Annotated in this window: 28 protein-coding genes, 2 tRNA genes, 1 other RNA gene and 2 pseudogenes; 18 read left to right on the forward strand and 15 right to left on the reverse strand. The window is 71.4% G+C overall.

Annotated features, from left to right (window positions below; all coding sequences use genetic code 11):
• Positions 1 to 6 precede the first annotated feature (6 nt).
• A complete protein-coding gene (locus ABZV00_RS26820; RefSeq protein ID WP_355610800.1) occupies positions 7 to 705 on the forward strand; it encodes a DUF998 domain-containing protein in 699 nt (232 codons plus the stop codon).
• 16 nt (positions 706 to 721) lie between these two features.
• Here the strand turns inward: ABZV00_RS26820 and ABZV00_RS26825 are convergent, their stop codons facing one another.
• On the reverse strand, positions 722 to 3,508 hold the full coding sequence (locus ABZV00_RS26825) for a DNA polymerase III subunit gamma and tau (RefSeq protein WP_355610802.1): 2,787 nt from the start codon (positions 3,506 to 3,508) through the stop codon (positions 722 to 724).
• 212 nt (positions 3,509 to 3,720) lie between these two features.
• Positions 3,721 to 3,810: signal recognition particle sRNA small type (ffs, locus tag ABZV00_RS26830), an RNA gene on the reverse strand.
• Between the two features lie 82 nt (positions 3,811 to 3,892).
• Here ffs and ABZV00_RS26835 point away from each other — a divergent pair.
• Together ABZV00_RS26835 and ABZV00_RS26840 are read left to right on the forward strand one after the other, a co-directional pair.
• Positions 3,893 to 3,980 (forward strand) — tRNA-Ser (locus tag ABZV00_RS26835).
• Positions 3,981 to 4,052: 72 nt separating this feature from the next.
• Complete coding sequence (locus ABZV00_RS26840) at positions 4,053 to 4,889, forward strand: class I SAM-dependent methyltransferase (RefSeq protein ID WP_355610805.1); 837 nt, start codon at positions 4,053 to 4,055, stop codon at positions 4,887 to 4,889.
• A gap of 7 nt (positions 4,890 to 4,896) precedes the next feature.
• Here ABZV00_RS26840 and ABZV00_RS26845 read toward each other — a convergent pair whose 3' ends face one another.
• Both ABZV00_RS26845 and ABZV00_RS26850 read right to left on the reverse strand, forming a co-directional pair.
• On the reverse strand, positions 4,897 to 5,139 hold the full coding sequence (locus ABZV00_RS26845) for a flavin reductase (protein ID WP_355610808.1): 243 nt from the start codon (positions 5,137 to 5,139) through the stop codon (positions 4,897 to 4,899).
• The gene (locus ABZV00_RS26850) at positions 5,136 to 5,402 is read right to left on the reverse strand and encodes a hypothetical protein (protein ID WP_355610919.1); all 267 of its coding nucleotides are present in this window, start codon (positions 5,400 to 5,402) and stop codon (positions 5,136 to 5,138) included. The genes ABZV00_RS26845 and ABZV00_RS26850 overlap by 4 nt, the downstream gene beginning before the upstream one ends.
• A gap of 215 nt (positions 5,403 to 5,617) precedes the next feature.
• Between ABZV00_RS26850 and ABZV00_RS26855 the strand changes: the two genes are divergently transcribed.
• The 3 genes from ABZV00_RS26855 (at position 5,618) to ABZV00_RS26865 (ending at position 6,878) form a co-directional block, all read left to right on the forward strand.
• Positions 5,618 to 6,385 carry a helix-turn-helix transcriptional regulator gene (locus ABZV00_RS26855; protein ID WP_355610811.1) on the forward strand — a complete coding sequence of 256 codons (768 nt, stop codon included), beginning with the start codon at positions 5,618 to 5,620 and terminating at the stop codon, positions 6,383 to 6,385.
• Complete coding sequence (locus ABZV00_RS26860) at positions 6,376 to 6,567, forward strand: DUF397 domain-containing protein (protein ID WP_355610814.1); 192 nt, start codon at positions 6,376 to 6,378, stop codon at positions 6,565 to 6,567. The genes ABZV00_RS26855 and ABZV00_RS26860 overlap by 10 nt, the downstream gene beginning before the upstream one ends.
• A 119-nt stretch (positions 6,568 to 6,686) precedes the next feature.
• Positions 6,687 to 6,878 (forward strand): DUF397 domain-containing protein, encoded by a 192-nt coding sequence (locus ABZV00_RS26865; protein WP_355610817.1) that lies wholly within the window; start codon positions 6,687 to 6,689, stop codon positions 6,876 to 6,878.
• On the opposite strand, the gene ABZV00_RS26870 is transcribed toward ABZV00_RS26865, so the two are convergent.
• Together ABZV00_RS26870 and ABZV00_RS26875 are read right to left on the reverse strand one after the other, a co-directional pair.
• Complete coding sequence (locus ABZV00_RS26870; protein ID WP_355610819.1) at positions 6,853 to 8,088, reverse strand: MFS transporter; 1,236 nt, start codon at positions 8,086 to 8,088, stop codon at positions 6,853 to 6,855. The two genes, ABZV00_RS26865 and ABZV00_RS26870, sit on opposite strands and share 26 nt — an antisense overlap.
• 151 nt (positions 8,089 to 8,239) lie before the next feature.
• Entirely contained in the window at positions 8,240 to 8,890 is a 651-nt protein-coding gene (locus tag ABZV00_RS26875; protein WP_355610822.1) for a DUF1349 domain-containing protein, read from the reverse strand.
• A gap of 104 nt (positions 8,891 to 8,994) precedes the next feature.
• Here ABZV00_RS26875 and ABZV00_RS26880 point away from each other — a divergent pair, with 104 nt between their 5' ends.
• Together ABZV00_RS26880 and ABZV00_RS26885 are read left to right on the forward strand one after the other, a co-directional pair.
• Entirely contained in the window at positions 8,995 to 9,549 is a 555-nt protein-coding gene (locus ABZV00_RS26880) for a hypothetical protein (RefSeq protein WP_355610825.1), read from the forward strand.
• A 56-nt stretch (positions 9,550 to 9,605) separates the two neighbouring features.
• On the forward strand, positions 9,606 to 10,136 hold the full coding sequence (locus ABZV00_RS26885) for a hypothetical protein (protein WP_355610828.1): 531 nt from the start codon (positions 9,606 to 9,608) through the stop codon (positions 10,134 to 10,136).
• Positions 10,137 to 10,258: 122 nt separating this feature from the next.
• Here ABZV00_RS26885 and ABZV00_RS26890 read toward each other — a convergent pair whose 3' ends face one another.
• On the reverse strand, positions 10,259 to 11,926 hold the full coding sequence (locus ABZV00_RS26890) for a carboxylesterase family protein (protein WP_355610831.1): 1,668 nt from the start codon (positions 11,924 to 11,926) through the stop codon (positions 10,259 to 10,261).
• A 204-nt stretch (positions 11,927 to 12,130) separates the two neighbouring features.
• On the opposite strand from ABZV00_RS26890, the gene ABZV00_RS26895 reads away from it, so the two are divergent.
• The gene (locus tag ABZV00_RS26895) at positions 12,131 to 13,066 is read left to right on the forward strand and encodes a TetR/AcrR family transcriptional regulator C-terminal domain-containing protein (protein WP_355610834.1); all 936 of its coding nucleotides are present in this window, start codon (positions 12,131 to 12,133) and stop codon (positions 13,064 to 13,066) included.
• Between the two features lie 24 nt (positions 13,067 to 13,090).
• On the opposite strand, the gene ABZV00_RS26900 is transcribed toward ABZV00_RS26895, so the two are convergent.
• A complete protein-coding gene (locus ABZV00_RS26900) occupies positions 13,091 to 14,491 on the reverse strand; it encodes a hypothetical protein (protein WP_355610837.1) in 1,401 nt (466 codons plus the stop codon).
• 129 nt (positions 14,492 to 14,620) lie between these two features.
• Complete coding sequence (locus ABZV00_RS26905) at positions 14,621 to 15,283, reverse strand: TetR/AcrR family transcriptional regulator (protein WP_355610840.1); 663 nt, start codon at positions 15,281 to 15,283, stop codon at positions 14,621 to 14,623.
• 123 nt (positions 15,284 to 15,406) lie between these two features.
• On the opposite strand from ABZV00_RS26905, the gene ABZV00_RS26910 reads away from it, so the two are divergent.
• The 3 genes and pseudogenes from ABZV00_RS26910 (at position 15,407) to ABZV00_RS26920 (ending at position 17,132) form a co-directional block, all read left to right on the forward strand.
• Positions 15,407 to 16,324, forward strand: a complete 918-nt coding sequence (locus ABZV00_RS26910; RefSeq protein WP_355610843.1) for a TIGR03620 family F420-dependent LLM class oxidoreductase — start codon at positions 15,407 to 15,409, stop codon at positions 16,322 to 16,324.
• Between the two features lie 59 nt (positions 16,325 to 16,383).
• A pseudogene (locus tag ABZV00_RS26915) lies at positions 16,384 to 16,899 on the forward strand (SDR family NAD(P)-dependent oxidoreductase); the annotation flags it as partial.
• 122 nt (positions 16,900 to 17,021) lie between these two features.
• A complete protein-coding gene (locus ABZV00_RS26920; RefSeq protein WP_355610846.1) occupies positions 17,022 to 17,132 on the forward strand; it encodes an SDR family oxidoreductase in 111 nt (36 codons plus the stop codon).
• Between the two features lie 13 nt (positions 17,133 to 17,145).
• Here ABZV00_RS26920 and ABZV00_RS26925 read toward each other — a convergent pair whose 3' ends face one another.
• Complete coding sequence (locus ABZV00_RS26925; protein ID WP_328421416.1) at positions 17,146 to 17,268, reverse strand: hypothetical protein; 123 nt, start codon at positions 17,266 to 17,268, stop codon at positions 17,146 to 17,148.
• Positions 17,269 to 17,860: 592 nt separating this feature from the next.
• Here ABZV00_RS26925 and ABZV00_RS26930 point away from each other — a divergent pair.
• A complete protein-coding gene (locus tag ABZV00_RS26930) occupies positions 17,861 to 17,998 on the forward strand; it encodes a hypothetical protein (protein ID WP_355610849.1) in 138 nt (45 codons plus the stop codon).
• 207 nt (positions 17,999 to 18,205) lie between these two features.
• On the forward strand, positions 18,206 to 18,775 hold the full coding sequence (locus tag ABZV00_RS26935; protein ID WP_355610852.1) for a YcxB family protein: 570 nt from the start codon (positions 18,206 to 18,208) through the stop codon (positions 18,773 to 18,775).
• Positions 18,776 to 18,908: 133 nt separating this feature from the next.
• Here the strand turns inward: ABZV00_RS26935 and ABZV00_RS26940 are convergent, their stop codons facing one another.
• Positions 18,909 to 19,250 (reverse strand): hypothetical protein, encoded by a 342-nt coding sequence (locus ABZV00_RS26940; protein WP_355610854.1) that lies wholly within the window; start codon positions 19,248 to 19,250, stop codon positions 18,909 to 18,911.
• A gap of 330 nt (positions 19,251 to 19,580) precedes the next feature.
• Between ABZV00_RS26940 and ABZV00_RS26945 the strand changes: the two genes are divergently transcribed.
• Positions 19,581 to 19,970, forward strand: a complete 390-nt coding sequence (locus tag ABZV00_RS26945; protein ID WP_355610856.1) for a hypothetical protein — start codon at positions 19,581 to 19,583, stop codon at positions 19,968 to 19,970.
• A gap of 182 nt (positions 19,971 to 20,152) precedes the next feature.
• Here ABZV00_RS26945 and ABZV00_RS26950 read toward each other — a convergent pair.
• A tRNA-Ser gene (locus tag ABZV00_RS26950) sits at positions 20,153 to 20,239 on the reverse strand.
• 75 nt (positions 20,240 to 20,314) lie between these two features.
• Here ABZV00_RS26950 and deoD point away from each other — a divergent pair.
• From deoD to ABZV00_RS26965, 3 genes are all read left to right on the forward strand, one after another.
• Positions 20,315 to 21,022 carry a purine-nucleoside phosphorylase gene (deoD, locus tag ABZV00_RS26955; RefSeq protein WP_074315244.1) on the forward strand — a complete coding sequence of 236 codons (708 nt, stop codon included), beginning with the start codon at positions 20,315 to 20,317 and terminating at the stop codon, positions 21,020 to 21,022.
• A 130-nt stretch (positions 21,023 to 21,152) separates the two neighbouring features.
• Positions 21,153 to 21,791, forward strand: coding sequence for a TetR/AcrR family transcriptional regulator (locus ABZV00_RS26960; RefSeq protein WP_355610858.1), 639 nt, complete (start codon positions 21,153 to 21,155; stop codon positions 21,789 to 21,791).
• Positions 21,788 to 22,243, forward strand: coding sequence for a thioesterase family protein (locus ABZV00_RS26965; protein ID WP_355610861.1), 456 nt, complete (start codon positions 21,788 to 21,790; stop codon positions 22,241 to 22,243). The genes ABZV00_RS26960 and ABZV00_RS26965 overlap by 4 nt, the downstream gene beginning before the upstream one ends.
• 87 nt (positions 22,244 to 22,330) lie before the next feature.
• Here ABZV00_RS26965 and ABZV00_RS26970 read toward each other — a convergent pair.
• The 3 genes and pseudogenes from ABZV00_RS26970 to ABZV00_RS26980 form a co-directional block, all read right to left on the reverse strand.
• A pseudogene (locus ABZV00_RS26970) lies at positions 22,331 to 22,509 on the reverse strand (ABC transporter permease); the annotation flags it as partial.
• Positions 22,510 to 22,530: 21 nt separating this feature from the next.
• Positions 22,531 to 22,977 (reverse strand): nucleoside deaminase, encoded by a 447-nt coding sequence (locus ABZV00_RS26975; protein WP_328426144.1) that lies wholly within the window; start codon positions 22,975 to 22,977, stop codon positions 22,531 to 22,533.
• 193 nt (positions 22,978 to 23,170) lie between these two features.
• Positions 23,171 to 23,698, reverse strand: coding sequence for a tRNA adenosine deaminase-associated protein (locus ABZV00_RS26980; RefSeq protein ID WP_328421422.1), 528 nt, complete (start codon positions 23,696 to 23,698; stop codon positions 23,171 to 23,173).
• Between the last annotated feature and the right edge of the window lie 94 nt (positions 23,699 to 23,792).

Below are 23,792 nucleotides of genomic sequence, written 5' to 3' on the forward strand. Positions count from 1 at the left end.
GACGGTATGCACCTCAACCGCACCGGCCGGATCGGCGCCCTGTGCTGGATGACGGCCGTACCGATCTTCCTCACCGCCAGCCTGGTCACCGGCCTGCGCTGGCGCCAGCCCACCTACAGCTGGGCCACCAACAACATCAGCGACCTCGGCAACGTCCACTGCGGGAGCTGGGACACCAGCAGGCCCCGCTCCGTCTGCTCGCCCTGGCACCCGCTGATGAACGCCGCACTGCTGGCCACCGCCGTGCTGCTCGCCGCCGGGCTACTGCTGACCTGGCGGCTCCTCGGTCGCGGTGCCGTGGTCCGGTCGGCCCAGACGCTGCTGCTGCTGGCCACCGGCGGGTACGCCCTGGCGGCCGTCTACCCGGCGGATGTCGACGAGAACCGACACGTCCTGGGCGCATCTCTGATCATGGGAGGCAACCTCGGCCTGCTCCTCGCCGGGCGCGCGCCGCGCGGCACCGTGCTCGGCGAGTGGCGACGCCTCACCCTCACCGCCGGGTTGATCGCCCTGGCCGGGACGGTGCTGTTCTTCGCCCAGCAGGGCATCGGGATCGGGGTGGGCGGCATGGAACGGGTCGCCGTGCTGCCCTTCCCGCTCTGGGCCTGCTGCCTCGGCGTCCTGCTCGCCGAGACAGCCGGTGGTCGGGTGCCGCAGAGCCGGTCGACCGTGCCGTCCGCAACCGCTGCCGCGCCCCGGTGGTGATCGCCGGGAAGCGCAGCTAGCGCGCGTCGACCTCGTCGATCTTCTCGGCCCCGAACGTCTCGCGGAGCAGCCGTACCGCTTGCTCCTCGCTGGACTCCCGGGCGGTCTTCTCGTCGATGACCTCGTCCAGCGGCTCGTCGCCCGGGTCGAACCCCTCGTAGGTCGGGGTGGCCGCCGGTGCCGCGCCACCCGGCTTGGCGCGCAACGGACCGTCGAAGTCCGGGTCGTAGGGCGGTTCACCGGCCCACTCGGCGTCCGCGGTGGGCCGGGCCGCTGCTCCGGTACGCGGACCGCGCCCTGCCGCCGCCGCGCGGGCGGCGGCGATGGCGCTGCTCACCGGGGCGCCTCCGGTGGCCGGCTGGCGAGCAGCCGGCGTCGGGTTGGCCCGTCCGCCCGGCTTGCCGCCGCCGGTCGCCGTGCCCGTGCCGCCGCCGTTCGCGCCGGTGCCGCTTCCACCGGTACGGCCCTGGTCAGTGTTGTTCGCACCGGTGCCCGTTCCGTCGGTGCGGCCCGGGTCAGTGCTGTTCACGTCGGTGCGACCACGGTCCGTGCCGTTCGCGCTGGCCGGTGCGGGTGCCGATCCGGAGCCGCCGGACCCGGCGTCGTCCACGGCGGTGGCGCCGCCCGGTCGGGCGGCCTCCGGCCAGTCCTCGTCATCCGTCGCCTCGACGGCGGGGGCACTGCCACCGGGGCGGGCCGCCTCCGGCCAGTCGTCCTCGGCGTCGGCCGGCGCGGACGGCTGTTCGCCGGGCTGCCGACTCGTACCGCGACCGCTGGACGCGTTCGCGCCGGCACCCGCGCCGGAGGAGACACCGGGACCGCCCCGTGCACCGGACGGGCCGCCGGGCAGGTCCTCGCGGGCACCCGAGCCGGTCGGGCCGGCAGCGGCGGTCGCGTTCGTCGGGGCGGGCGGAGCGTCCACGGGGACGGATCGGGCCGCCGCGGCGGGCTGCGAGCGCGGCGGACCGGACAGCGACACGCCGCCCCGCTCGCCGGCCACCTCACAGCGGATCTGCCAGCGCCCGCCCAACTCCTCGTAGAGCGCGTCGGTGAGCACCGCCGCGTGATCGGCCATCATCTTGGCCAGCACGGTGGACTTGACCGTCAGCACCAGCATGTCGCCGTCGAGTTCGCGCACCACCGCGTCACGCATCAGGGCGGCGATCCGCTTGTTGGTCCGGTTGACCTTGCCAATCACATCGGGCCACGCCCGGCGGACCGCGACCGCGTCCAGCGCCGCAGCCGGCGCACCAGGTCGGGGCGGCTCCGGCGTCGCCGGGTCGGGCAGCACCGCCGACGGCGGCACCGCACGACGTGGGGCCGGTGAGCCGGGGCCGGCCGCGACGGATGCGGCCCGGTCGGCGGGTGCGGTGGCGGTAGCCGCCGCACCGGGTGAGCCCGGGATCGGCGAGTCAGCGGCCGAAGCGCCAGGGACCGGAGCAGTCGAGGCCGGGGTGTTCGGGGCGGCCGTGCTCGGGGTCGGGGACGCCACCGGGTCGACCGTCCACGGGGGCGCTGAGGTCGGGGCGTTGGCGGGTGCCGGGGTGGCGGCAGCCAGGACCGGAGAGGCCGGCTGTGGGCGTACCCCCGGGTTGGCGGCCGGTGCGGAGCCGGCGGCGGCCGACGGCGCGTCGGCGCCGCTCAGGGTGAGCCGGCGTTCCATCCGTTCCAGGCGCTGGAGCAGGCCACCGTTGGAGTCGTCCCCGCCGGGCAGCAGCATCCGGGCGCAGATCAGCTCCAGCAGCAGCCGGGGCGCCGTGGTGCCGCGCATCTCCACCAGGCCGTCGTGCACGATGTCGGCGCAGCGGGAGAGCGTGCCCGGGCCGAGCTGCGAGGCCTGGGCGGCCATCCGCTCGATCTGGTCGGCGGGGCCGTCGATCAGGCCCTTCGCGGCGGCGTCCGGCACCTGCTGGATCACGATCAGGTCGCGCAGCCGCTCCAGCAGATCGGAGGCGAACCGGCGCATGTCGTGCCCGGCCTCGGCGACCCGGTCGACGGTGGCGTACGCGGCGGCGCCGTCACCGGCGGCCAGCGCGTCGCACATCTCGTCGATCAGCGCGGAGTCGGTGACCCCGAGCAGCGCGACGGCCCGCGCGTAGCTGACCCCCTCCGGGCCGGCCCCGGCGATGAGCTGGTCGAGCACGGAGAGGCTGTCCCGCATGCTGCCGCCACCGGCGCGCACCACCAGCGGAAAGACCGCCGGCTCGACGGCGACGCCCTCGGCCTGGGTGAGCTGCTCCAGGTACGGGCGGACCACCTTCGGCGGAAACAGCCGGAACGGGTAGTGGTGGGTCCGCGACCGGATCGTGCCGAGGACCTTCTCCGGCTCGGTGGTGGCGAAGATGAACTTGACGAACTCCGGAGGCTCCTCGACCAGCTTGAGCAGGGCGTTGAAGCCCTGGGTCGAGACCATGTGCGCCTCGTCGATGATGTAGATCTTGAAGCGACTGCTGGCCGGCGCGAAGAAGGCACGCTCGCGCAGCTCGCGGGCGTCGTCGACACCGCCGTGGCTGGCCGCGTCGATCTCGATCACGTCGATCGAGCCGGCACCGTCGGTGGCCAGCGAGCGGCAGGACTGACACTTGCCGCACGGCTCGGGGGTGGGGCCCTGCTCACAGTTGAGCGAGCGGGCCATGATCCGGGCGCTGGTGGTCTTGCCGCAGCCACGGGGGCCGGAGAAGAGGTAGGCGTGGTTGAGCCGCCCGCTGCGCAGCGCCTGCGACAGCGGCTCGGTGACATGCTCCTGCCCAATGACCTCGGCGAAGGTACGCGGCCGGTACTTGCGGTAGAGCGCCAGCGTCACTCGTCCCGCCTCCTCTCGACCGAGCCATTCTGCGCCGGTCGGGCGCGGGTGACCACCCACCCCGCCGGGCGCCTGGGTTTGCCGCGCCTGGGTTGCCGCGCTTGATCGACGTTGCCGCGCTTGATCGACTCCATGTCGGCTACATGGCGGTGTCCGCGGCCCGGGACAGCCCCACATCGGCGACCTGGAGTGGATCGAGGGCCCGGAGACAAAAAGGCCTCCCGTGCACCCGGCAGAGCTCGCTTATCCTTGCTGCCTTCCGGCCCTGGGGAGGTTCACGAGATACCGCCGCACGGGAGGTGACGCCAAGCCTACCCGACCGCCGGTCGATCTTCAGGGGGTGGTGGGGTGACCCTGCCCATGGGGGCCTGTATCCTGGCTCGCGGAGGATTCGCCTAGAGGCCTAGGGCGCACGCTTGGAAAGCGTGTTGGGTTTACACCCTCACGAGTTCGAATCTCGTATCCTCCGCCAGCTGATCAGCAGAAACGCCCGGCAGACCGCGACAGGTCCGCCGGGCGTTGATCTTGTGGTCTCATCGACGTCGTGGCTGACACGGCGTGGGAGTGGGACGAGACGTTGTACGCGGGCAGCGCCAGCCACTACAGCGTCGGGCGCATGCCCTACCCGCCCAGCCTCGCCGAGGCCGTCGGCAAGGAACTCGGACTCGACGGCACCGGCCGACTCCTGGACGTCGGCTGCGGGCCCGGCTCGGTGACGCTCCTGCTCGCGCCCCTGGTCGAGGCAGCAGTGGGAGTCGACGCCGACCAGGGCATGATCAACGAGGCGCGGCGCAGGGCCAGCGAGGTCGGGGTCACCAACGTCGAGTGGCGGCACCTACGCGCCGAGGCTCTGCCGGCCGACCTGGGCACGTTCCGGGTGGCCACGTTCGCCCAGTCGTTCCACTGGATGGATCGGCCCCTCGTGACCCGTCGCGTCCGCGACATGCTCGCGCCGGGCGGGGCCTGGGTCCACGTCGGCGCCAACACACACCAGGGCGTGACCGGGGACGACCTGCTGCCGTACCCCCGGCCGCCGTGGCAGCAGATCGACGACCTGGTCGCCAGCTACCTGGGACCGGTCCGCCGGGCCGGACAGGGGTGGCTGCCCTCCGGCACCGCCGGCGGGGAGGAGGAGATCATGCGGCAGGCCGGCTTCACCGGTCCCACCCGCATCACGGTCGACCAGGGGATGGTCGTGGAACGCGGTGTCGACGAGATCGCCTCCGCGGTGTTCTCGCTGTCCAGCTCGGCACCACACCTGTTCGCCGATCGACTCCCCGCCTTCGAGGCGGACCTGCGTCACCTCCTGTCCGAAGCGGCGCAAGATGGTCGCTTCGCGGAGCGGAGGCGAGGGATCGACGTCGTCATCTGGCGCCCCTGACCACCCGTCACCCGCGAGCCCGAGCCCAGGAGATGAAGCGGTCGGTCAGCCGGGCCGGGTCCAGGCCGGCGAGCTGTTCGCCGGCCTCCGCCTGGAGCGTCGCCAGGTAGACCAGCAACGCCACCCGGTCGCGCCGGTACTCGGCTAGCAGCCGCAGCTTGGCCGCCGAGCAGGGCCAGGCGATGCCGCACGACTGGCAACGCCAGGCCGGGCGGCTGGGTAGGTGGGGAAGCGAACGGCGGCCCCTCATCCGACCGCGACAGAGCCACGCCGGGCGGGCCGGCGGGTGGTAGCCGGGGGCGTCGGGACGGCCATCCAGTGCACCCCCTCGACCAGGACATACAGCGACCGCCGCGCTACCGCGTCGCCCTTCGAGTTCAGCTCGTACGCGTCGATCCAAAGCCATCCGTGGTAGGTCGGCCAGTCGAGGACCCGAATCACGCGGACCACGATCGGCCGGACGTACTGAGGGCTCGCGGCCCGGGTCAAGCGCAGTAGATCGCCCGACCTCACCTGCGGCTCCGGCTTCTTGAGCACGTCTCCCCCTGTCGTTGGGAGGGGCCGCCCCTGAGTGCTCGCCCACGGGGCGGCCCCGGCACGAACGCGTCCGTCGGGTTCGATCCCTGCCGGTCGCGCCGTCTACAAGCACCCTCCGGAGCGCGACGAGACACCAACAGCCCGTAGAAGATATGGTCGATAGACATTCCGAACATCCGACGGGAGACGCCGTGAACGACGCCTTGCGCGCCGCCCTTGGCGACACCGGGCACACGATCGAGTCACTCGCGGAGCAGGTCGGGGTAGATCCGAAGACTGTCGCGCGATGGCTGAACGAGGACCGCATACCTCACCCCCGACACCGGGAGGTTGCGGCAGGCGCTCTCCAGCGGCCCATCGGGGACATATGGCCGGACACCGCGAGACGTCGGGACCTCATTTGGTTCCGGCCTTGGCAGGAGATCGAGCGCGAAGCTGTCGCGCTGCGGTCGTATCAGTCGGTCGTGCTGCCAGGTCTACTTCAGACGGAGGCCTATGCCCGAGCCGTGCTCGCCGGCTCCGACGTCATCGCCCGGGGGGACGTCGAGCGACACCTGGCCTCTCGGCTCGCCCGGCAAAGCATCCTGTCGCGCGACGATCCGCCGCGCTTCACTGCCGTGGTTGACGAAGCCGTGTTGCGGCGACCGGTCGGCGGGCGGGCGACGATGCGTGAGCAGCTTCAGGCACTCCTCGTCGCGTGCGAGGCCCCACACGTCCGCATGCACATCGTGCCGTCGTCGGTCGGTGCGTACGCTGGGCTGAACGGTCCGTTCGTGATCGCAGTGGGGCCGGAGCACCGGACCGCGGGCTACCTCGACAATCAGCTTCAGGGGCAAGTCGTCACCGACACCGAAGACGTCGCGGCAATACTGACGGCGTGGGAGAACGTGCGCGGCGAGGCGCTGTCCCACTGGCAATCGGTCGACCTACTGACGGAGGTGGCAAAGACATGGAACTGACCGGCGCGCGGTGGCACAAGAGCAGCCGCAGCAGCGGCAACGGCGGCGACTGTGTAGAGGTCGCGGACAACCTGCCCGGCATCGTCGCGGTCCGCGACTCGAAGAACCCTTCCGGGCCGGCGCTGACCTTCAGCCCGGCTGCCTGGCGCGTGTTCGTCGCCCAAGTGGTCGAACGGGCCTGACCGACAACAGAAGCGCGAGAGCATCAATCTCACACCCGAGACGTGCGCTTCGCATCAGCAGCCAGGCTCACGCAAGGCACACCGCAGTCAGTCGATCTCGTCGCGGAGGTGGCGGAGACATGGAGCTGAACGGCGCCCGGTGGCGCAAGAGCAGTCGCAGCAGCGGCAACGGCGGCAACTGTGTCGAGGTCGCCGACAACCTGCCTGGCGTGGTCGGCGTGCGGGACTCGAAGGACCCGACCGGGCCGGCGCTGACCTTCACCCCAGCGGCCTGGCGCGCGTTCGTCACCCAGCTCGCTCCGCGGGCCTGACCGAGACCGGCTCGTCTGGTCGACTCGGCAGGACCGGCGGGGCGCGGAGTGCCCAGAGGGCCAGGGGGACGGCGGCGACCGCGGCGGCCAGCAGGATCAGGCGGTGGTCGAGGAGTTCAAGCAGGCTCGCGCCGGCCAGCAGGGCCACGGTGGACGGACCGAAGGTCAGCGTGTTGACCGTGGACGCCACCCGTCCGACCAGCTCGCTCGGCGTCTCCCGCTGGACCGCCGTCCAGACGGTGACCAGCACCAGCGGCACGCCGAGCCCGACCGCCAGCCCGCCGGCGACCACCGGCCCGACCGAGGTCGTGGCGCGCAGGGCCAGCCCGACGGCGAAGACGGCGACCGCCCCGGCCACCACCCGCCGGTCACTGAAGCGGCGCAGCAGCGATCCGGCGGCCAGGCCGCCAATGAGCGACCCGACGCCCTGCACGGTGGCGAGCACGCCGTTGAACTCCGGCGGCCGGCCCAGGCCGGCGTCCACCACGGCATACGCGACGGCGCCGTTGAGCCCCATCAGCACCATGGTGAGCGCGGCGCAGCCGACGATGTGCCGCAGCGCGCGATGCCGGCGCAGGTGCCCCCACCCGTCGGCGAGCTGTCTCGTCCAGCGCTCGGGACGCCCGGGCGGCTGCTCCCGGACCCGCAGCGACCAGAAGACGATGCCGGCCAGCACGAAGGTGGCCGCGTCCAGCAGCACCACGGGGTGCGCGCCGTACGCGGCGAACAACCCCGCCCCGGCCAGCGGGGCGAGCAGCTTCATCCCCTCGTTGATCGTGGTCCGGAGCCCGTTGAAGTCGCCGAGCAGCGGCCCGGGCACCACCGCCGGCACCAGCGCGGCCTCGGCCGCGTCGGTCAGCACGAAGGTGATCCCGTACGCGGTCATCACCGCGAAGATCAACCAGACCCGGGTGGCCGAGTCGACCAGCAGCAGCACCGGCAGCAACCCCGCCATCACCGCGTGCAGGACGATCAGCAGCGGCCGGCGGCGGAACCGGTCGGCGAGCAGCCCGAGCAGCGGCCCGAGCAGGGTCGGCGCCCACACCCCCAGGGTCACCAGGGCAGCGAGGCTGCTCGACCCGCTCAGCTCCTTCACCCAGATGCCGGCCACCAGCAACATCGCCGCAGTGCCGAAGCCGGACACCAGCACCCCGCCGAGATAGCGGCCGGCGTCGCGATCGGTCAGCACCCTTGCCGTACCCCAGCTCATCGCACCTCCCCACCAGCGGCAGATTCTGCCCCAGCGGTGGCTGCGGCGGGTGCCCTCGCCGCCCGGGCGGGGTCCTGCGGATCGACGTCGGCCGGTTCGGAATCCGTCGTACACATGTTCTATCCACAGGCTGTGGACAGCGGCGGGTGTGTCAGGAGCCGTCGCGGAGATCGGCGAGACGTTCGGGCCGGAAGTGGATCTCGTCGAAGGTCGCGCTGCACCCGTCGCCGGTCGGTGACTGGCCCGCGAAGCCGATCCGGTCGCGGGACGTCTCGCCATCGAAACCGAACAGGCGGATCAACTGCCAGGTCCTGCCGTCGAGTGAGGCGTGGTACGCGTAGACCCGGCCGATTCGCGAGACCCGCAGCCACACCGACCGGTCGGCCACGACGAAGGCGTTCGCGTCGTCGGCGACGCCCCGGCAGATGACGGACACGATCATGGGCTCACCCTCGGGTGAGAACTCGAAGCACAACTTGCCCCAGCACCGCTCGTCGCGCCAGAGCATGAGCACCCCGGCGTCGAAGGTCGAGGCGAAGGCCACGGTGACCCGGGCGCTGAACTGGAAGTCGCCCTCCGGCGGCAGGTCGCCGAGCAGCGTCGCCGCGTTGAGGACGGGCTCCGGGCTCGGCGCGGTGCTCTCGCCCGCGTTGACGAGGCCGCCACTCGGGTCGATGAAGAGGTCCGTGTGGGGCTGCGCCGACACCGTCACGGCGCCGGTCGCCTCATCGACCCGCCAGAGCCCTGCGGACGAGGGCGCGAGCGGAGACGGCATACCGGGGACGGTCAGTCGATCAGCCATGGCACAGGACCGTATAACGGGTACGGTCCGGGGATCGACGCCGGGCCGGCCGGAATCCGTCGTACACATGTTCTATCCACAGGCTGTGGACGGCGGAGGGTTCGATGGGTTACCAGCTCAGCGCGGTGGTCGCGGACGCGGAACTGCTCCGCGAGCAGACCGCCGAGCTGGATCACGCGGTCCTCGGCGAGCTGCGCCAGGACTTCGCGCTGCTACCGGTCACCCCGCAGTTGGTGGTGGAGCTGACCGGGTCGCTGCCGGATTTCGCGGTGGACGACCGGAGTGCCGAGCGTCCGTTCGACCTGGTCCTGTCGCCGGCACTGGCAGAGCTGCTGGCCCGCTGGTCGCAGCCGGGGCCGGTCGCGTACCTGGAGGCGGAGTTCGGCGGCGGCGCCGGCTACCAGTCGGCGGCGGTGTGGCTGGGTGGCGCGCTGTCCTGGGGTCCATGGTTCGACGACGTGCTCGACGCGCCGCGCGAGAATTGGCCGATCAACATGGCGCTCACCCGGCTCGGCGTCGAGCCGGGCACGTGGATCGACCCGTTCGCCGAGTTGGGGTTGCACCTGGAGCGGAACACCGACGGTTGGCTGGCGCACGGGCGCCGCCGGCTCAGCGCCGACTACTGGGATGAGCTGGTCGAGCAGTGGGAAAACCAGTAATCCGTCGACTGGCAGCAACCTGAACGCCTCGGTCCCGTTGGGGACTGGGGGATTCCATGAAATCGCGACAATTTGCGTTTATTGCCATGCTGCTGACGGCTGCCTCGATCGCCGGCAGCGGCGTGCCGCCAACCGGGCCGATCCCGGACGGCCGGCCCGCCGGCAGCGTGGAGATCATCGACCTGAACGGCCTGCGCAACATCGAGTTCGGTGACACCGAGGACGAGCTGACCCGCCGGGGCATCCTGCGTACCGACATGGAAGCCTGCGGGCCGATGCTCGCCGGCCACGACACGGTCAGCCCGGTTTTCGCCGAGGACAAACTGGTGCTGCTCTGGGTCGGCGACCCGATGCGGACACCAGAGGGCATTACCGTGGGCTCACCGGTCGACCAGGTGTGGTCCCGCTATCCGTCGGTCACCCGGCTGCACGCTCCACAGGGGACGCACCGGTTCGACGGGCTGCTCGCCCGCAGCGGGGACCGCGCGTACCTCTTCCTGCACGACGGGCGCACCGTCCGAAAGACCATCGCCGGGTACGCCGACTGGGCCCGCCGCCTCTTCGACGAGGGAGCGGGCCCGTGCTGAACCGGATCCGAGGTGCGGGCTTACGTGTGTCCGCTGTCGACGGTGGGAACGACGCACGCATCGGATGAGCGGACCGGTCCGGGTGGGACCGGTCCGCTCAACCCGCCAGGCCAGCGACGGCGTCAGCCGCGCAACGACCGCCAGAAGTCGTACGAGTGGTCCGCTGCGAATTCTGTCGTACCGGAGCCACCGCTCCCGGCCAGCACCCGCACGTACGGCGATCCGCTGCGCAGTCGGGGCCAGTCCACCCGGCCCACCCGGGCGAAGTCACTCCAGGCCCGGACCATCTCGTCGGAGAGCCGCCGCTGAGTCGGTGTGAGCGCCTCGGCGTAGTCGACGGTGAACAGGTACGGCAGCTCCGCGCAGTGGTACGCGCCGGTGGGGAAGGTCGACTCGGGCCCGTCGGTGAAGAACGGCGCATCCTCGTCGGCGAACTCGTAGACGTACGTCGGCACTCGACGGGCGAACTGCAGCGCGGCGGAGTAGACCGGCTCAGCGTAGTCGTGATCGGTGAGCACGGCAGCCAACGTCTCGCTGGCGACGTGCGCGTCGTCGCGGGGATAGCGGGCCAGCACGTCTCCCGCCCGGTCGCCGAAGGCCGCCCCCACCTGCTCGCGGTACTGCTCGTCGGTCAGCGGGCACGACTCGGGCTGCTGCCCCGGCTCAGGCGGCGCCGGGCAGTTCATCCCACTGCGTTCCATCCCCCACACCAGGAGCGTGGACTCGTTCCGGTTCATCCCGGTCAACACCGGCACCGGGTGCAGTCGCCCGGTGGCCAGCGCGTCGGCCGGGTCCACCGGCAGTGTGCGGCCGTCGACGACCGGGCCGAGGTCGACACCCGCGCCCGGGTAACCGGCCGCCTCGATCAGCCGGGCGGGGTCACGTCCGCGCAGGCAGGCGGCGACCGTACCCGGATCGGCGCAGCCGACCCCACGCGCGAACTCCTCGGCCGCCGCGGCGGCCTCGGCCCGGGTCCGCACCGGGTTGGCGCACGAGTTGCTCTGCATGATCGCCCGGTGGAACAGGTCGGCGGTGGCCGGCGACGCAAGCTGTGCGCAGACGCTGCTCGCCCCGGCGGACTGGCCGAACAGGGTGACGTTGTCGGGGTCGCCGCCGAAGGCCGCCGCGTTGCGCCGCACCCACCGCAGCGCCGCCTGCTGGTCCTGGAGGCCGTAGTTGCCGACGGACCGGCCCGCGTCGGCCAACGCCGGATGCGCCAGGAAGCCGAGCGCACCGAGCCGGTAGTTCACCGTGACGACGATGACGTCACCGCCGGTCGCCAGGCGTTGCCCGCCGTACACGTCCCCCCTGCCGAACCGGAAGTCGCCGCCGTGCAGCCACACCAGCACCGGTCGGGGCGTCCGAGCGGAGGTGCGCGGCGTGGTGACGTTGAGGTAGAGGCAGTCCTCGGACTCCGAGGGCTCGTCCATCGGCAGCCCCTTGAGTTGGGCGCAGGCGTCACCCGGGCGGCTCGCGTCCCGGACGCCGGTCCACACCGGACCCGGTTGCGGCGGGGCCCAGCGCAGCGCGCCCAGCGGCGGGCGGGCGTACGGGATGCCCTGGAAAGAGCGGTGGTCCGCCGCGACGGTCCCGCGGACCGCGCCCTGGTCGGTCCGCACGACGGCCGCACTCCGGCCAGTGGCCGCCGAGGCGCCCGGGCCGGCGGCCACCGTCGGAGCGAGCAGCGCGACGGCACCCAGCGCGGCGACCCACCGAGCCACCCGGGACCGGACCCGGCGGGTCGGCCGCCGCCGCACAGAACCCGATCCGGGGTACGGGATGCTGGTCATGGTCTCCCCCATCGTCGAAGCCGGTACGGCGTACGCACCGTGCTGCGGCGAGCATGCCGACCCGGCAACCAGTCGGCCAGGGAGCTCTAGTACGCCGAGCCACCACGATGGACGACCACCGACGTGGCGACGTGGCGACCATCGGGGGCGGTGACCGGCGCTCTAGTGCGCTACGGTCACACCTCGACCGGCGGGAGGGCGACCGTGACGGAGATCGACGAGTCGACACCCCCGTATCTGCGCATCGTCGGGGAGCTGCGGCGGCGCATCGCGGCGGGCGAGCTCGGCCCCGGCGACCGGCTGCCGTCCACCCGACAGATCGTCCGCGAGTGGAGGGTCGCCATGGCGACCGCCAGCCGGGCCCTCACCGCGCTCCGACAGGAGAACCTGGTTCGGGCGCTGCCCGGCGTGGGCATGGTGGTGACCGGCCCGGAGCCGCCGCCGGCCGTTCGGGGCGCCCGCGCCGACGCCCGGCGGGGTACCGCCCGAGGGGTGACCCGCGACCAGGTGGTGCGGACCGCCACCGAGATCGCCGACGCCGAGGGGTTGCCGGCGCTGAGCATGCGGCGCATCGCGACCGAGTTGGACGTGCCGACCATGTCGCTGTACCGGCAGGTCCGCGGCAAGGAGCAGCTTCTGCTGCTGATGGCGGACGCGGCCTTCGCCACCCACCGGCTGCCCCGCACGTTCCCTCCGGGCTGGCGGGACCAGTTGGAGCTGCTCTGCCGACTCCAGTGGTCGATGTACCGGCGGCATTCCTGGCTGGCCCAGGTCGTCTCGCTGACCCGCCCGCTGATGGCGCCGCACGCCGTCGCGCACACCGAATGGGCCCTGCGCGCCCTCGCCGGGCACGGCCTGGACCAGCACACCCAGCTCCACCTGGCAGCCGCCCTGGCCAACCACGTCCGCGGCACCGCAGTGAACCTGGAGCGGGAGGCTGAGGCGGAGCAGGACACCGGCCTCACCGACGACGAGTGGATGGTGGCCCAGGCCGACGTGTTGACCGGGCTGCTCGCGGCGGGTGAGTTCCCGCACCTGGCCCGGCTCGCCCGGTCGCCGGTCGACCTCAATGTCGACAGCCTGTTCGAGTTCGGCCTCCAACGGCTGCTCGACGGGGTGGCGGAGCTGCTCAGCCGGTGAACGCCCGGCCAGGTGCGCGCGTTGTCACAACCTCGGGCGGGCGGTGACCTGCACGGTCACGGACCGGCTCGAGCCCAGGTGCGGGGCGTCGCCGGGGAAGGTGACGGTGTAGGTGTTCGCCCCGGTCGCCCGCGGTATGTCGGAGACGAAGAACGCCCCGGTTTCGGTGGTGCTGACGTTGGGCAGGAGGTGGGTGCCGTTCTGGTCCTGCCGCACCACTTGCAGCTGCCACGGCGCCGACACGGGGGCATCGGTGAACGCCAGACTGCCGGTGACCAGGACCTTCGCCCCGCGTCCCACCGTCGACGGCGCGGAGAGCGTGAGCGAGGATCGCGGCAGGAGAAGGTCCGTCATCAGACGCAGGGTCAGGTACTGCCCGCCCGGTTCACGGGTGACGGCGTAGAGAGTCCTGCTGTCAGCACTGACCGCGAGGCCCTGCCGCACGAGGTAGGTGTCCTGGGGGAAGTCGTACCGCTGCAGCAAGGTCCCGTCGGGCCGCTCGACGTGGATGCTCGACGTCCTCTCCCAATCTGATCCGTTGCTGGAACCAACGACGACGAGGGCACCATTCGGGGACGTCGTCACGGCGTTGGGGTACGACGCGGACGGGAACACGCCGGCTGGCGAGAAGTCCGTCGTCGAGAAGGCAACGTGATGCGTCGCGATCACCGACCGGTTCTCCAGGAGACCACAGGCCAGGATCGCCGTGCTCGCGTCGACCGTCAGCGCGGCGTCCCCGAGGCCCCCGCAGGTGTCCCACGGCAGAGCCGCCGTGATCGACGGCGTTCCGGAGGAGACGTCGAACAGGGTCGCTCTGCTCGAGTAGGAGTTCGCGATGCCGGATTGGTTCACCGCGAGCAGGAGATTCGGTTTGGCCGGGCTGCTCCGGAGCAACGGAGGGTAGGCGAAGACGTCGCCGAGCGGCAGATCCAAGGCCAGGACAGGCGTCTCGCCGCGCACGTCGAGCGAGCCCAGCTTGCCCTTTGAGAACGTGCATCCGTAGCCGAAGTAGAGCTTCCCCCCGGCCGGTGCCACCCAGGTGGGACAGGTGCTGGCTCCGATGTTGTAGCGACGGGTCTCGGTCCGCGTCGTGGTGTCGATCGCGGCGATGGCGCCCGCCTCGATGAGGGCTACGTGCAGCGTCGAGCCGTCCGGGCTCAGCGCCATGCCGCTGGCGTCCGGCAGGTCCGGGATCGTCGCCTGCGACCCGCCCGACAGGTCCGTCACCCGCACGCCCGACCCCCCGCGCCCGGGGCTGAAGAACAGCTGGCTGCGCGCCGAGTCGACGACCATCTGCGCGTACGTCTCGATGCCGAGCCCGACCGCGCTGTCCGCGTGCGCCACGCCGGGACTCAGCGACGGTACGACGACGAATGTGGCGCCGATCGCCGCGACCATGAGACGTGCGATCTGCTTGACGCGCACGTTTCCACCTCCCCAACCCGATGACCAAGATCCATGTGTCGGGCAAGCTTAGGGGTAGCTGGCACGGTCCGTGCGCTCAGTTCGCGAGTACGGCGACGGTAGCGCGCGGCGGATGTCCTGCGGCCCAGCTCACGCCACGTCGGTGGCGTGCTCAGGCAGCCGCGCCCCGTCGGTGGCGTGCTCAGGCAGCCGCGCCCCGGACGCGGCGGCAAAACCGGCGAGCGCGATCTGCGCCGCCTGTTGCAGGTCGCCTCGGGTGACCCCGGCGGCGGCGTGGACCGACTGACCTTCGGTGACGATCATGACGAAGCGGGCGAGTGCGGCCGGGTCGGCGTGGGCGGGTAGGTCGCCGTCGGCGACGGCCCGGGTGAACCGGTCGGCGAGCGCGCGTTCACCGGCCAGGCGGCTGGCGGCGAGGAACCCGGCGACCGGTGTGTTCTCGGTGGAGCAGGCGGTGCCGCCCTGGATCGACAGGCAACCGGCCGGACGGTCGGGGCGGGTCACGGCGAGCACGTTGTCGCGCAGCAGGGCGGCGACGACCTGGTATGCGCTGGGTTGGGCGAGGGCGGTACGCGCGTACTCCATGTCCTGTTCGGCGTAGCAGGCCACGGCCTTGCGGAACAGCTCCTCCTTGCTGCCGTAGGCGGCATAGAGGCTGGGCTTGTTGATGCCCATGGCGGCGGTGAGGTCGCTCACCGAGGCGCCCTCGTACCCCTGTCGCCAGAACACCTCCGTCGCCCGCTCCAGCGCCTCATCGGGGTCGAAACCCCGTGGTCGTCCTCGCTGCGGCACACCCACCACCTCCGCATCCATGCTACCCGCGACCCAACCGATCGGTACAGAAATTTGCGGGCCAGGTCAGCGGTTGCTACCGTCAGATGCGTACCGATCGGTACAGAATTATTGGAGGTTGGTGTGGCGACTCGACTCAACACCCCGCTGCCTGCAGTCGGGCTCTGGAGCATGGAGCTGCGTGGCGCCGCCGATCCGGCCGTCCGGGACGCGGCGACCGAGCTCGACGAGCGGGGCTTCCGGGCCCTGTGGGTGCCCGGCCTCGACGGCGGCGGGGCCGTCGACGACGTCGAGCACCTGCTGAGGGCCGCGCCGCACACCACGGTCGCGCTGGGTGTGCTGGCGATCTGGGGCCAGGACCCGGTGGTTCTGGGTGACCGGTTGGCCGCGCTGGACGCCAGGCACGGGCCTCGGACGGTTCTCGGCTTCGGGGTGAGCAACGCCCACTCCGCCGCCCGGGCGGGGCAGGACTACGGCCGGCCGGTGGAGTCGATGGGCCGCTGGCTGGACGCCCTCGACGCCGCGCCCCGGCCGGTTCCCGCCGACCGGCGCATCCTCGGCGCGCTCGGGCCGAGGATGGCGGACCTGGCAGCCGACCGAACGGCCGGTTGGCACCCATTTCTCGTGACCCCGAGCTACACCGCGGCGCAGCGCGAACGCGTCGGGGCGCAGCCGCTGGTCGCGCCGCACCTCGCTGTCGTCCTCGACGAGGACCCGGCCCGGGCCCGCGCCGCCGCTCGGGCGGGGATCGGGATGTTCATCGGCTTTCCGGCGTACCGGGCCAACCTGGCACGCCTGGGGTTCACCGACGACGACCTGGTCCCCGGTGGCAGTGACCGCCTGATCGACGCCCTCGTCGCCTGGGGCGACCTGGACGCGGTGGGCACGCGCATCCGGGAGCACCTGGACGCGGGCGCGGACCACGTCGCCCTCCACGTGCTGCGGCCCAACGCTCCGGATCGGCCGGCGCTGCCCCTGCCGCAGTGGCGCGACCTGGCCACGCTCCTGCCGACCTTCGCCTCCACCCCCGCAACCCACTGACCACCCGCCGGCACAACAGCCGGCAGGACAACCGCACCGCAAACAGTAGGAGACCAATCGTGGGACAGCTTGACGGCAAGACCGCCCTCGTCACCGGGGGCACCACCGGCATCGGCCTGGCCGCCGCCCGCCGCTTCGCCGCCGAAGGCGCGTACGTCTTCGTCACCGGACGGCGCCAGGGCCTGCTGGACGAGGCCGTGGCGAGCATCGGCGCCAACGCCGCCGGTGTCGCCAGCGACGTGAGCAACCTCGACGACCTGGACCGGGTGATGCAGGCGATCCAGGCCCGGGGCGCAGGGCTGGACGTGGTGTTCGCGAACGCCGGCGGCGGGGAGTTCCTCCCGCTGGGCTCGATCACGGTCGAGCACTTCGCAAGCACCTTCGACAGCAACGTCCGCGGCACCCTGTTCACCGTGCAGAAAGCCCTGCCCCTGCTCAACGAGGGCGCCTCGGTCGTGCTGTCCGGCTCGACGTCCGCGGTCAACGGCACCCCGGCATTCAGCGTCTACGCCGCCTCCAAGGCCGCGATCCGGTCGTTCGGCCGCACCTGGGCCGCTGAGTTGGTCGGCCGGAACATCCGGGTCAACACCCTGATCCCCGGCCCGACCGAGACCCCGGGCGTCGCGGGCCTCGCGCCCAGCCGGAAGAGGCCCCCGGGTTGCTGGAGGCCATCGCCTCGGGCGTGCCCATGCGCCGGATGGCCCAACCGGACGAGATCGCCAACGCCGCGCTCTTCCTCGCCTCCGACCAGAGCAGCTACATGACCGGCGGTGAGATCTTCGTCGACGGCGGCCAGCAGCAGCTCTGACGCAGAACGCCCGTCATTCAGGCTGGGCTGACCTACCCATCCCGATCGCCCTCCCCAGGATGCTGCCACCGAACACGGCGAGCAGGCTGCCGATGGCGATCGCGAACGGCGCAACGAAGACAGCTGTGATGGTCACGGCCACTCCGGCGGCGACAAGTCCACCACCAAGCGCGATCCCCGCCCGACGCTTTGTCATGCGGCGAGTCAAGCAACCCGTCAACACACAAGCAAGGGCACAGCCGCGCAACGCTTCAGCGGGCTGCTTTGGGGACGGCCGTCAAATGCGGAACGCCCGGTTGATCCTCGCGGATCGACCGGGCGTTCTCGCATTTCAGGAGCGGTGGCGGAGGGATTTGAACCCTCGGAGGGCGTTAACCCTCACACGCTTTCGAGTTTGCGACCCGGCGTTCAGCATCCTCCGGCTGGGGCCATCAGCAGGGCGGAAACCTCGGTCCGGCCTCCGACGGACGGCCTCGTACGTTGATGAAAGAGACCACAGCTGAGACCAGCAGAGCCAAGGCTTGGCGCGGCTCTTGCGTCTAACTGCATCATGCCTCGATCAGCATCCTGGCGCGCTCCGTGACCATCACCGTCGTCCTCGCCTTCTAGATTTCACGGGTAAGGGCGGCGGACTAGACAGCCGGCAGCCGGCTGGCTCGTACGCGTATTCGAATTGGGTCCTGGTGGTGGCGATACGTGGTCGTTGGTGGAACGGGAGCAGGGGCCGCATGGCTCGGCGCGACATCTGGCTGCTGTCGGACGGCCGGCTCTGGCGGGTCCGTGGCCGCCTCGGCGGTGATGGAGGGCAGGAAGTGTCGTACGACTTCACCGACGAGGCATCTGCCCGGCCAATGGTGACCGGATGATGAAGACCTCGGCCGGCACCTGGCGGGATCTTACGGAGGGGGTTCGCCAGGAGTCCGACCGTCGCCAGATCCACTAGCCAGGTCGATCGGGCGCACCATCGACGTGTCGTTACCTGACTACGCGTCGAACGCGAGGGCACAGTTCCCAGCCGACCAGGCATGCCCATCCGTCAGACGGACGGGACGCCGGGAATACACTGCCCTCTCATGTCATCCGAGCAGGTCACCGTCGGTCCCGTTGAACTCAGCTACACCCTCACCGAGGACGACTGGCTCGACGGCTTCATCGCCCACCGGCGCCGCGTCCGGCGTCCCTGGCTGGTCCCGGTACTGATCGTCGCCGCGCTCGTCGGGCTCCTAATCGGGCGCGTCATTTCTGACGGCTCTCGGGCCATGTCGGCGGCTGACGTCGCAGCCCTCGCCATGGTGGCGCTAGTCGGCGTCGGGCTCGGCCTGCTGCTGTTCCGGTTCCTCGTCGCCGCCCGCTGGATGTATCGCTGGCAGGTGCGCCTGATCATGCGCGGGAATCCCTGGCTGTCCGAGCCGATCCGAGCCACCGTGGATGACACCGGGTTACGTCTCACCAGCGCAAGCCGGAGCGAAACAGCCGCCTGGTCCCAATACCTGCGGTATGTCGAGACGGACCGGTCGTTCGTTCTGCGCGCGTCTGAGCGGCTTGGTGCGGCGGTACTCGTGCTGCCCAAGCGCGGGCTGGTAACGGGCGATCCCGCGCCGCTGCGGGCGTTGCTCGAAACCCACTGCCACCGGCCCGTTTGACTAACGGCCCAGCCTCTTTCAGGAACGCCCCACGCACCTCCGCGGCTCCACCCGAGCGAACCGGCCCGCGAAGCACCCGAGCACGCCGCCCAGGACCCGCGTCCCACGGGACAACGGTCGCCGACGGTAGCGCTCAATGGCAGGCGTCTGCCCGGACATGCACACCGCACCACGGCGGCAGGTCGGCTGCCCACACCCGCCAGCCGCCGGCGTCTCGGCGAGTCTCGAACCGCCACGGGTGGGCTGCGCCGCTGAGGTTGACCTGTTCGTTCCACCAGATCGGGTGCACCTGGGCGGTTACCGTCGCGCGGTCGTCGCCCTGGTCCTCGACGTCGATCGGTCCGACTGTCTCGAGCTTCGACGGAACATTGCCGCGTTCCATCTCGCCGCGGTACTGACGCCACTGCCGCAGCAGCTCGTCGTGACGCCTGTCCGCCAACACCCGCGACAGGCCGATCTCCTCGCCGCTGCTCATCTGGTGCACGTAGGCCGTCACTGCCGCGTCCGGCGTCGCCTCACCTCGACCTGCCGAAGAACAGCCCACGACACCGGCACGGCCACGACCCCGGTACACAGCAAGGCCGCGAGCGAGAGCGCAATCCACGGCCAATGGCGCTGCGAGCGAACCAACGGCTTGCCTGCCGTTGCCCGGTGACCCGGCAGCGCTGGCACCTCCCCTGGTCCCATAGACGCAACATATGCCCCTGGCGGATTTCCCACCTAGCGCGGGGAGCCGGGGTCACCTGCTGCTGCTCGCCTGCTGGCGGGATGGTGGGGAGCGGGAGCGCTCCGTAGGCTGACACGTATGGCCACCCTCGTCGATGTCGCCCGGGAGATCGCGCGCCACAAGCTGGAAGCTCCGTTGCCCCGCCGTTGGAGCCACGTCCGGGCGGTCGCGGCGAAGGCCCAAGCAGTCAGCGAGGCGGTCGCGCCGGAGGATCGTGACGTGTTGGTGGCCTCCGCGTGGCTGCACGACATGGGTTACAGCGCTGACCTCGTCGACACCGGCTTTCACTCCCTCGACGGGGGAGGCTGCGGCGGCGGGAACGGTTCGACGACCGGATCGCCGGCCTGGTCGCCCAGCACTCGTGTGCCTGGCTGGAAGCGGAAGAGCGCGGATTGGGTGACGTCCTGGTCGCCGACTTCCCTCGGGAAGGGTCGGCGGTCGCTGGTGCCCGGTGCTTCTCGGATATGACGACCGGCCCCGATGGCCAGGACTTTGAGGTGTTGGAGCGGCTGGCGGAGATCCGGTCACGCTATGGCCCGGATTATCTCGTGAAACGTCGCCTTGAACCCAACTGAGACCAGAACTGAGACCAGAAGCGAAACGCCCGAGCGATCCCTGAGGATCGACCGGGCGTTCTCGCATTTCAGGAGCGGTGGCGGAGGGATTTGAACCCTCGGAGGGCGTTAACCCTCACACGCTTTCGAGGCGTGCTCCTTAGGCCGCTCGGACACGCCACCGCCGACGAGGGTACAGGACCGTAGGTTCCGACGCCGAACCGGTATCGCCCGAGTCGGCCTGGCAGGATCTTTGCCATGAGTACGCACATCGGCGCGAAGCCGGGCGAGATCGCCGAGCGGGTCCTGATGCCGGGTGACCCGCTGCGGGCCAAGTGGATCGCGGAGACCTACCTCGAGGGCGCGACCTGCTACTCGACGGTCCGGGGCATGTTGGGCTTCACCGGCCGCTGGAACGGCGTCGAGGTCTCCGTCCAGGGCTCCGGCATGGGCATGCCGTCGGCCTCCATCTACGCCCACGAACTGATCAACGAGTACGGCGTGAAGACGCTGATCCGGGTCGGCTCCTGCGGTGCCCTCAGCACCGACCTCCAGCTGCGCGACGTGGTCGCCGCGATCGGGTCGTCCACCGACTCGAACATGAACCGGATGCGCTTCGACGGGTTGATCGACTACGCGCCGGTGGCCGACTTCGGGCTGCTGCGTACCTCGGTCGAGGTGGCCGAGCGGCGCGGCATCACCATGCACGTCGGGCCGATCCTGGCTGCGGACGCCTTCTACACCGACCGGCCGGACCTCTACGACACCCTCGCCGACTACGGCGTGCTGGCGGTGGAGATGGAGTCCGCGGCGCTCTACACGATCGCTGCCCGGTTCAAGGCCCGCGCGCTGACCGTGCTGACCGTCAGCGACCACATCAAGACCGGCGAGAAGACCACCTCCGAGGAGCGTGAGCAGACCTTCAGCCAGATGGTCGAGATCGCCCTGGACACCATCATCGCCTGACCTTCGTCGTACGCCGCCGCCCCGCCGTCCATCCAGACGGCGGGGCGGCGTGGTGTTGGGGCGGGGTCGGGTGACGATGGTCACCCGAAAAACAATACGACCGGTCGTGCTGGTTCGTTACGGTGTCCGCATGACCATCGACGGACGCCTCGCCCGGGGCGAACGCACCCGGAACGCCGCGCTGGACGCGGCCGTGGCGCTCGCCACTCAGGCCGGCCTGGACGGGCTCAGCCTCGCCCAGCTCGCCGACACGCTCGGGGTGAGCAAGTCGGGCCTCTTCGCGCACTGGCGGTCGAAGGAGGCGCTACAGCTCGCGGCGATCGACCGCGCCGTGACGCTCTGGCAGGAGCGGGTCGTCGCGCCGGCGCACCTCGCCCCGCGGGGCGTACGGCGGCTCCGCGCCCTGCACGACGCGCGGCTCGACTTCTACGCCACCCGGGTGCTGCCCGGTGGCTGCTTCTTCGCCAACACCCAGTTCGAGTTCAACGCCCGCCCCGGCCCGGTCCGAGACCGGCTCGCCGAGACGCACAGCCAGTGGACCGCGTACCTCGAACGCCTCGTCCAGCAGGCGGTCGACGCCGGCGAACTCCCCGCCGACCTGGACGTCCCGCAGCTGGCGTACGAAATCGACGCGCTCGGGATGGCAGCCGCGATGAACTACCGGCTGCTCGACCCGGACGTCACCTACCGGCACGCCCGCGCCGGCCTGCTGGACCGTCTGCGGGCGCTCTGCCCCCGACCGACCCTGTTAACGGAAGGCCCCTCATGACCAACGCCGTCGCCGACCAGCCCACCGTCCAGTTCGGGCACGTCGAGCACGTCACGGTGCACTTCGACGACCTCGACGCGATGGGCATCCTGCACAACGCGCGGTACGCGGTGCTGCTGGAACGGGCCCTGACTCCATACTGGACCGAACGAGGGCTGGCCTACCGGGGCAGCGCCACCCCGCCTGACTTGTTCCACGCGGTCCGCGAGTTCTCGATCACCTATCGGACGCCGATCGCCGCCACCGGCCCGGTGGCGGTGCACTTCTGGCTCGAACACTTCGGCACCAGCAGCGCCGAGTACGCCTTCCAGTTCCGCTCCGTCGACGGCGACACGGTGCACGCCGAGGGACGGCGGGCGATCGTCCGCCTCGACCCGGCGACGCTGCGGCCCACGCCGTGGACCGAGGCTGCCCGGGCGGTGGCCACCACCCTGCTCCGCCCCACCGCCTGACGCGCTCCGGCAACGCCTTCGGGTGCGTCTGCCGTCGTGGCAACAACAGACGCACCCGAAGGAACCGCCGGCCCGGGCCGGCGAGACTCAGCCCAGCGTCTCGGTGGGGGCGAGCCGGGCGGCGCGGACGGCCGGTACAGGCCGGCCAAACCGCCGATTAGCAGGGTCGCCCCGACGCCGCCGGCCATCGCCCAGACCGGCACCACGGTCGGCCAGTGCCGCCAGAGGGCGTAGCCAGCGGTGACCAGGATGCCGAGCAGCACCCCGGCCTGAGTCTGCCCGGCGGGTCAGCGGAAGAAGGCGCGCAGGACGGCCGCGGTCTCGGCCTCCAGTACACCGCCGTAGACCTCCGGGCGGTGGTTGAGGCGACGGTCGCGCAGCACGTCCCAGAGCGAACCGGCCGCGCCGGTCTTCGGCTCCCAGGCGCCGAAGACGACGGTGGAGACCCGGGCCAGCACCAGCGCCCCCGCGCACATGGTGCACGGCTCCAGGGTGACCACCAGGGTGCAGTCGTCCAGCCGCCATCGGCCGGCCCGCTCGGCACCCCGGCGCAGCGCCAGCACCTCGGCGTGCGCGGTGGGGTCGCCGGTCAGCTCCCGCTCGTTGCGCCCGATGGCCAACTCGGTCCCGTCCGGGCCGTAGAGCACCGCGCCCACCGGCACATCGTCCACGTCGACGGCACCCGCGTCGTCGACGGCCGGACCGGTGACAGCGACCTCCAGGGCACGGCGCATCCACAGCTCGTGCCGTTGGCGCCGGCCGACCTCGCCCGGGTCGGCCAGACCCTCGTGGGCTCCCGGTCCGGCGCGACCTACCGCGCCCGGGGTCGGCTGCCCGGGACGGATCGTCTCGAGCAGAGGATCGGTGGCGTCGGCCGGCTCCGCGCCGCCCACCGGCACCGTCCCGCCCGACCCGGATCCGGCGGGATCAGACCTCACGCAACTCCTCGACCTGGTCGACACAGCCGAGCACCAGGCAGATCTCGGCGGTGACGTCGGCCGGCATCATCCCCTCGTGCGAGCACAGGGTCAGCAGCCTCTGCGCGGAGATGCCCAGGTTGGCCAGCAGGTCGGCGTCGCCCACCGGGTCGGCCTCCGGGTCGACGACGGGCTGCTCACTCTCCTCGTCGCCACTGGCCGCCGGGCGTGGCTCGTCGACGTCGTCGAGCCCGGTGACGGAGGTCTTCAGGTCGCCGACCAGCAGCGCACCCAGCTGAGACTCCTCGGCGTACGCGGAATCCGACCCGAACACCCGCAGGTCCTCGCCCTCGTCGAGGCGCAGGATCACCAGGTACGCGTCATCCGCCTCGACGAAGAGCAGCGACACGTCGGCCTCCTGGTCGACATCGCGCAGCCGGTCGGCGACCTCGTCGATGTCGGTGGCGCCACGCAGGCTGACCTCGGCGGCGGTCCAGCCACTGTCGTCGCGCACAACGGCCGCAGCGAAGTACGACACGGTCCCCCCAATAGCCCTCGGCACAGCGCCGACTCGTTACGCGTGCACGTTAGCCGGTCAGGTCGGCAGGCGACCGGTCAACGCCCCGAAGGGC

The sequence above is a fragment of the Micromonospora sp. NPDC005173 genome, assembly GCF_040608515.1.
Lineage (GTDB): Bacteria > Actinomycetota > Actinomycetes > Mycobacteriales > Micromonosporaceae > Micromonospora.

What these genes read in the sequence shown, in the direction of transcription:
- ABZV00_RS26820 (WP_355610800.1), top strand. Translation starts at nt 7, where the DNA reads ATGCACCTCAACCGCACCGGCCGGATCGGCGCCCTGTGCTGGATGACG.
- ABZV00_RS26845 (WP_355610808.1), bottom strand. Translation starts at nt 5,139, where the DNA reads ATGAGGGGCCGCCGTTCGCTTCCCCACCTACCCAGCCGCCCGGCCTGG.
- ABZV00_RS26860 (WP_355610814.1), top strand. Translation starts at nt 6,376, where the DNA reads ATGGAACTGACCGGCGCGCGGTGGCACAAGAGCAGCCGCAGCAGCGGC.
- ABZV00_RS26865 (WP_355610817.1), top strand. Translation starts at nt 6,687, where the DNA reads ATGGAGCTGAACGGCGCCCGGTGGCGCAAGAGCAGTCGCAGCAGCGGC.
- ABZV00_RS26870 (WP_355610819.1), bottom strand. Translation starts at nt 8,088, where the DNA reads ATGAGCTGGGGTACGGCAAGGGTGCTGACCGATCGCGACGCCGGCCGC.
- ABZV00_RS26875 (WP_355610822.1), bottom strand. Translation starts at nt 8,890, where the DNA reads ATGGCTGATCGACTGACCGTCCCCGGTATGCCGTCTCCGCTCGCGCCC.
- ABZV00_RS26880 (WP_355610825.1), top strand. Translation starts at nt 8,995, where the DNA reads ATGGGTTACCAGCTCAGCGCGGTGGTCGCGGACGCGGAACTGCTCCGC.
- ABZV00_RS26885 (WP_355610828.1), top strand. Translation starts at nt 9,606, where the DNA reads ATGAAATCGCGACAATTTGCGTTTATTGCCATGCTGCTGACGGCTGCC.
- ABZV00_RS26890 (WP_355610831.1), bottom strand. Translation starts at nt 11,926, where the DNA reads ATGACCAGCATCCCGTACCCCGGATCGGGTTCTGTGCGGCGGCGGCCG.
- ABZV00_RS26920 (WP_355610846.1), top strand. Translation starts at nt 17,022, where the DNA reads ATGGCCCAACCGGACGAGATCGCCAACGCCGCGCTCTTCCTCGCCTCC.
- ABZV00_RS26930 (WP_355610849.1), top strand. Translation starts at nt 17,861, where the DNA reads ATGGCTCGGCGCGACATCTGGCTGCTGTCGGACGGCCGGCTCTGGCGG.
- ABZV00_RS26935 (WP_355610852.1), top strand. Translation starts at nt 18,206, where the DNA reads ATGTCATCCGAGCAGGTCACCGTCGGTCCCGTTGAACTCAGCTACACC.
- ABZV00_RS26940 (WP_355610854.1), bottom strand. Translation starts at nt 19,250, where the DNA reads ATGAGCAGCGGCGAGGAGATCGGCCTGTCGCGGGTGTTGGCGGACAGG.
- ABZV00_RS26945 (WP_355610856.1), top strand. Translation starts at nt 19,581, where the DNA reads ATGGCCACCCTCGTCGATGTCGCCCGGGAGATCGCGCGCCACAAGCTG.
- deoD (WP_074315244.1), top strand. Translation starts at nt 20,315, where the DNA reads ATGAGTACGCACATCGGCGCGAAGCCGGGCGAGATCGCCGAGCGGGTC.
- ABZV00_RS26960 (WP_355610858.1), top strand. Translation starts at nt 21,153, where the DNA reads ATGACCATCGACGGACGCCTCGCCCGGGGCGAACGCACCCGGAACGCC.
- ABZV00_RS26965 (WP_355610861.1), top strand. Translation starts at nt 21,788, where the DNA reads ATGACCAACGCCGTCGCCGACCAGCCCACCGTCCAGTTCGGGCACGTC.
- ABZV00_RS26975 (WP_328426144.1), bottom strand. Translation starts at nt 22,977, where the DNA reads ATGCGCCGTGCCCTGGAGGTCGCTGTCACCGGTCCGGCCGTCGACGAC.